This window comes from Helicobacter muridarum, from assembly GCF_000765805.2.
GTDB lineage: Bacteria > Campylobacterota > Campylobacteria > Campylobacterales > Helicobacteraceae > Helicobacter_A > Helicobacter_A muridarum.
The window spans coordinates 34847-41668 of record NZ_JRPD02000018.1 but is presented as its reverse complement, the minus strand read 5'-3'; the positions used below and the strand labels follow the sequence as shown (position 1 = coordinate 41668).

Genomic DNA, 6822 nt, shown 5'->3' with positions numbered 1-6822 from the left:
ATATGATGTTTCACAAAACACAGCAAGATATTATGCGAAATTGGCATATTGGTTTAGAATCTAACTTAGATTGCTTGGATTCTAAACAAAATCAACTCACAGAATCCAAAGCTAACTTATATAACTCTAATCAATCATTAAAACCACTATGTAGTTTCCTTTGCATTACATACAATCATATAGATTTTATAGAGCAATGTCTAATAGGATTTTTAGAACAAGAAACCACTTTTCCATTTGAAATAATTATTCATGATGATTGTTCAACAGATGGCACAGATAGAATCATAAAAGAATATCAATCAAAATATCCACAAATCATAAAAGCTATGTATGAAGAAGAAAACCAATATAGCAAAGGTGATAAAGGTAAACCATTCTGGGCTATTATGCATAATATGGCAGGCAAATATATAGCACTTTGTGAAGGAGATGATTATTGGAATGATATACATAAGATTCAAAAGCAAGTAGCATTTCTAGAATCAAATCCAGAATTTGTAGGTTGTTATCACCGTTGTCATACTATTTTATCAGATGGCACAATGTATAAAGAGGATCTTGGTAGTCAATATAAGGATATTAGTGCTCGTATGTTGCAGAGGCTTGAAGTTGGCATTTCAACAAGGACTATTTGCTATCGCAATGTTGTGGATTATTTAGAGCCAACATTGCATTACTACCATTATAAGATTCTAAATGGAGATACATTCCTTTGGACACTTCTAGGGCAGCATGGCAGCATTAGATATATGTCTGATATTAATCCCTCTTATTATCGCCTACATGCTGGTGGGATATGGTCTTCTTTATCAGATAAAACAAGATTTATTATTCATACTAAGAGTTTCTTTTATATGTCGGAATACTATTCTGAGATTGGTAACTATACAGCCGCTAGCTTCTTTTTTCAGCTTTCATTGCGAAATTTATGCTTTGCTAGTGATGCTAGCTTAATGCAAGATGACGTAGATTCTGTAATTAAGACTCTGTTAAATAAACGGGGGGGGGCAAAATACCTTTGGGTGGGCTTCGTTCATCTTCTATCAAGATTATTTTGCGATTGCTCTTCCCACGCTCTCATTTCTTTATCATTTCCTTACGAGAGAGGATAAGGAAATGGAGAGGAAAATATGCACAAACTTAATCTTCATTGTTGTTAAGAGATTTTATCTTTTATCTCAACTTATTCTTCTTATTGCCAACTCTATTTTTTATAGATATTTAGCATATATAACTAATAGCATATTTAGACTTTATTATTCCTATATAAAGTCTCATTTTATTTTAACTATTGTGGGACGTATATGATGTTTCACAAAACACAGCAAGATATTATGCGAAATTGGCATATTGGTTTAGAATCTAACTTAGATTGCTTGGATTCTAAACAAAATCAACTCACAGAATCCAAAGCTAACTTATATAACTCTAATCAATCATTAAAACCACTATGTAGTTTCCTTTGCATTACATACAATCATATAGATTTTATAGAGCAATGTTTAATAGGATTTTTAGAACAAGAAACAACTTTTCCATTTGAAATAATTATTCATGATGATTGTTCAACAGATGGCACAGATAGAATCATAAAAGAATATCAATCAAAATATCCACAAATCATAAAAGCTATGTATGAAGAAGAAAACCAATATAGCAAAGGTGATAAAGGTAAACCATTCTGGGCTATTATGCATAATATGGCAGGCAAATATATAGCACTTTGTGAAGGAGATGATTATTGGAATGATATACATAAGATTCAAAAACAAGTAGCATTTCTAGAATCAAATCCAGAATTTGTAGGTTGTTATCATGAGTGTATTATGCCTAAGGATAATTCTCATATATTATATGATAACCTTGATAGAGATAAGGTATCTAGCGGATTATCATTGCAGAGGCGAGAGGTTTTTATGTCTTTGCGCACACTTTGCTATCGCAATGTGATTGATTATTCGCAACCTATTATCTCTCATTATTTGCAGAGAATTTTTAATGGAGATGTGTTTGTAAATGCCCTCTTAGGTGCTTATGGCAGCGTTAAATTCTTGTCTGATATTAATCCATCTTATTATCGGCTACATGCTGGTGGGATATATTCATCATTAGCCAATGAGGATAGAGTAGCAAATAGCGTGCGAAGCTTATACTATATATCTTCATATTATGCAAAAATAGGCAAACCAAACTTATCAAGCCTATGGTTGCAAGAATCAATACAAACCTTCATTAGACAGCAACCAATAATATTAATGCAAGCTGATTGCGAAGCTTTAATAAAATCTTTATATCAACATTACCATTGCACACTCCCGCTTAAGTTGGCACTTCGTATGGTATTTCCAAGTGTATATAATATGCTTTTTGGCTTTCGAGATTGGCTTAGGAAGTATAGACAAAGATTTATAATTAAAGCAGATATTTCAAAGATATATTACAAAGAGTTTAAAGAGGAGAGGATTCCAAAGACATTAAATAATTTTCTTGCTAGAAAAATTCAAAGATTTCAAAATAAACGATTTGTAAAATATCGTTTAAATGCATTGCAAAATAATATTAACAACTTTTTTAGGTTGGGTGTGTTAGGAGTGCGAAAATTTGCAGATAAGTCTCACAAACCAGAGCTTATTGTGTCGTTTACTTCATATCCTAAGAGAATCTCACAGGTATTTTATACGGCGTATTCGCTTCTTACTCAAACACATAAGCCAGACAAAGTTATATTATGGTTAAGCAGCGATGAGTTTCCCAATAAAAAGCGAGACTTACCTAACTCTCTCTTGTCTTTTCAAAGATTTGGGCTAGAGATAGCCTTTGTTGAGGGAAATCTAAAATCCTATAAAAAAATAGTATATGCTTTGGATAAGTATAGAGATTGTGTTATTGTTATTGCTGATGATGATGCTTTATATCCCAATGATTGGCTAGAAAAATTATTTTTGGCATATACCAATAATCCTAGTTGTATTCATTGCAATCAAGCAAATCGTATTGGCTTGGATTCTAATAATAGTTTATTGCCCTATGTTCAATGGAGAAATGTTAATTCTGCAGATATGGGCACTAAAAATGATGATGTTGTTTGCAGTGAACCCTCGTTTATACACCTAGCAAATGGTTTAGGCGGAGTGTTATATCCTCCTAACTGCCTTTATAGAGATGTTTTAGATTCTAGCCTCTTTATGAGTCTTTGTCCATTGGGTGATGATATATGGCTATGGGCTATGGCTCTTTTGCAAGGCACAAAAATTCATGTTATAGAAGATAACTATAAAGACATATTTATCACAGATTGGACAACACAGGATAGCGCGCTATGGCGCACAAACTGCGATGAGGGCTATAATGATGTGCAATTAAAAAATGTTATAGCCAAGTATCCAGTTTTGTATTCAATGATTCTAGAATCTTCTAATCATGCTCGAGATATAGAATCTAAACATGAAGAAATTAAAGAAATTACAACAAATGCAATAAATTATCAACAAACCTTAAGTAATGGGGGGGGGGGGGGGTAACCTCCTAATTATTAAATTAGGCTTAATAAATCCAAATCTTCTAATTTCTGCAAATTTCCTTGCAAATATAATAACTCACATATCAAATCTATATCCCTTAGAAATTGAGTCTACTTCAAGCAACCCTAAAATATATATTCAAGGAATATTATATCTATTTTTGACATTGCATCTTAATTCTTGCTTTGTATTACTTTTTTCAAGTCCATATTGTTTACATAATAGTCACCGGCACTATTTTTTACATTTTATACATCCCACATATCTTAGCTCTTTATTTGACAATTTTAACAATAAGGAATGCTTATGAAGAAAATATGTCATATTATGTGGCTAGACAAGTTTATACCTCCATATATAAATTTTATAGAGACATACCTAAACCCTAAAGAGCATACATTTTTAGTTTATGGAGATGAGAGTTATTTAGCTCAATATCCCCTGCCAAAGCGAGATAATATAATTTTATTATGGAAGAGATTCCCTAATGTATTCCTAAGGGATTTATATCTTGCTTGGCATATACAAATATCAGATAAGGTTTTTATACATGGGTTGTGGGAACATAGAGCAAATAGAGTTTTAAGCTTCGTTTTTTGGAATCTTAAAAAATGCCACTATGCAATCTGGGGAGGCGATTTGTTTGATTATGTCAATGGTGATAAAAATGACCCTTGGTATCATAAAAAGGAAAAATATAGAAGATTTATTATTAAACGATTTGGATTTTTTATTCCGGTTGTATATGGGGATTATGATTTAGCTTGTAAATGGTATGGCGCAAAGGGTAAGATGTTAGAACCATTCATGTATGTAACATTCTTTGAGAAATATAAGGATATTCCATTCAAGCAACAAGGTGATAATATTATTATACAAGTGGGCAATTCCGCCGCACCTACGAATAATCATGAGGAGGCTTTAAATATCCTTGGGCAATTACCAAATAATAATTTGCAAATATATGCTCCTCTATCATATGGAAATATGGATTATGCTAATCGTATTAAGACGATTGGAAAAGACTTATTTATGGATAGATTTCATGCCTTAGAATCATTTATGCCTTTTTCTGAATACCAAGACTTCTTACAAAATGTTGATATAGCCATATTTAACCATAGAGAGCAGCAAGCTATGGGCAATATTTTTGTGTTACTTGCATTAGGGAAAAAGGTATATTTAAATGCTGGAACTACGCATTATGATTTCTTAATTCAAAAAGGCTTTCGAATCTTTGATATGAATAACTTTAATTTAGAGCCTATTTCGTTTGAGGATTCTACGCATAATAGGGAGTTATTAATTAAGCTATATAGCAAGGAGAATCAAATAAATAATCAAAAGTCGTTTTATAGCTAATTTGAATTGTATCAAGTTTTACATTTTGCATCACTCTGTAAATAAGTCTTTGCGGCATTCTTAGAATAGTATTCATGATTTTTGAGTGTATAATTGCATCTATTTGATAAAATTGGAATCTTATGGATACAAAAAAGATATTCATATCTATTGGACTTGCTTGGATTATTCTCATTTTGTTTTTTGCAATTATCTTACGAGATGAAGGTATTGAGGTTTCTAAGTCAGAGCTTATAGAAATCCTCAAACAACAAACACCACAAGAGATATTTGTGGATTCTAGCACGCTTTTTTTGCATACTAAAAATGCTATCTACACAATGCCCCTTTCTTCTCTTTTGCAAGATTCTATATATTCCTTGCTCCCTAGAGTTGGAGATGCTACTAATTGTATTAAGGATTCTAATGATGTATGTCTTCCTAATTCACAGACTAATATTAATAATTTACTCAACCAACCCATATTGCCATCTATACAAAGTAGAATAAGCTACACAGATAAGATGTATTATTTAGCATTTATTTTTGTGTTTGGTTTAATTGGAATCATAGCAAGCTTTATGTTTTATACAAAAATATTTTATGTTAAAAATAAAACAAATCCTAATAAAATTAATGACAATATGAATACATACGCTAATAAGTCTTATACTAATTCTAGTCCTAATGATTACCGTATAACCCAGCCTATTGCCCCAATGACTAGCCATGTTCGCTTTAATGATGTGGCAGGTATTAGGCAGGCAAAGGACGAGCTATTAGAAATTATTGATTATCTTAAGAATCCTAAGAAATACCAAGATTTAGGAATCCATTTACCAAAAGGAGTATTGTTATCAGGTCCTCCAGGGGTTGGCAAAACTATGATAGCCAAAGCTGTTGCAGGCGAGGCAGGCGTGCCATTTTTCTATCAAAGCGGTTCTTCATTTGTTGAGATGTATGTAGGTATTGGAGCGCAAAGAGTAAGAGATCTCTTTGCTAGGGCTAGGGTTAGCGCGCCTGCTATTATATTTATTGATGAAATTGATGCTATAGGCAAGATGAGGGGAATTGATAATCACCAAGAATGGGAGTCAACCTTAAATGAGCTTCTCACACAAATGGACGGTTTTGAGCAACAAAGTGGAATCATAGTCATAGCTGCCACTAATCAAGTAGAAAATATCGATAGCGCATTAGTTAGAAGCGGTAGATTTGATAGGCGAATATTTGTTGATTTACCTGATATAAAAGAAAGGGAAGAGATATTAAAGGTATATTTAAAAGGTCGCAAACACAATGTAAATCTAGCAGAAATAGCTAAGCTTTGCGTAGGATTTAGTGGCGCAGATATAATGTCTTTAGTCAATGAAGCAGCTCTTTACGCATTGCGAGACAAAAGGGATAGCATTACTACAGACGATATTATTGCTGCTAGTGATAAGATTATTTTTGGGACAAAAAAGCAAATTGCATTATCAGAATCCCAAAAGAAAATCATTGCAATATATAACGCGGGTAAGGCAATTTCACAATATTGGCTACTCCAAGACTTTGAGAAAATATCCCTTATTACATATTCTAATGCTCAAAATTTGACTAAGATTCCAGAATGTGCTTTAAAAAGCGAAATGATTACTTATATAAGGGTTGCTCTTAGCGGTAATATAGCTTTAGAAATAGAAGGCTTAGAATCTGCTAATATTTCTAAGCAAGATTTACAAGAAGCAAAGAATATAGCTATGACTATGTGTAAGGACTATGGTATGGGTGTTACAATCACTGGAACACAAGATGATGTATTAGACATATTGACACAGGCATATAATGAGCATAAAAGTTTCTTGCAACTATATAAGCAATATATTCCAATTATTGCCAATGAGCTACTAGATAAGGAGAGGTTGGATAAAGATGACATTCAGAGGATTCTTTTAGTCTAGTAATAAATCAACTA

The 6822-nt window shown here is 32.5% G+C and carries 4 protein-coding genes; all 4 read left to right on the top strand.

All coding sequences use genetic code 11. The annotated features are described in order from the left end of the window. A partial coding sequence (locus tag LS73_RS07455; RefSeq protein ID WP_104717613.1) for a glycosyltransferase occupies window positions 1–1115 on the top strand: 1115 nt, incomplete at its 5' end. Window positions 1116–1307: 192 nt separating this feature from the next. Further along, window positions 1308–3524, top strand: coding sequence for a glycosyltransferase family 2 protein (locus LS73_RS07450; protein ID WP_114985915.1), 2217 nt, complete (start codon window positions 1308–1310; stop codon window positions 3522–3524). 306 nt (window positions 3525–3830) lie between these two features. Beyond that, window positions 3831–4886, top strand: a complete 1056-nt coding sequence (locus LS73_RS07445; RefSeq protein ID WP_034559543.1) for a TDP-N-acetylfucosamine:lipid II N-acetylfucosaminyltransferase family protein — start codon at window positions 3831–3833, stop codon at window positions 4884–4886. A gap of 122 nt (window positions 4887–5008) precedes the next feature. Beyond that, on the top strand, window positions 5009–6808 hold the full coding sequence (locus tag LS73_RS07440) for an AAA family ATPase (RefSeq protein ID WP_034559544.1): 1800 nt from the start codon (window positions 5009–5011) through the stop codon (window positions 6806–6808). Window positions 6809–6822 lie beyond the last annotated feature (14 nt).

Coding starts and splice junctions, on each gene's coding strand:
- LS73_RS07450 (WP_114985915.1), top strand. CDS start 1,308: ATGATGTTTCACAAAACACAGCAAGATATTATGCGAAATTGGCATATT.
- LS73_RS07445 (WP_034559543.1), top strand. CDS start 3,831: ATGAAGAAAATATGTCATATTATGTGGCTAGACAAGTTTATACCTCCA.
- LS73_RS07440 (WP_034559544.1), top strand. CDS start 5,009: ATGGATACAAAAAAGATATTCATATCTATTGGACTTGCTTGGATTATT.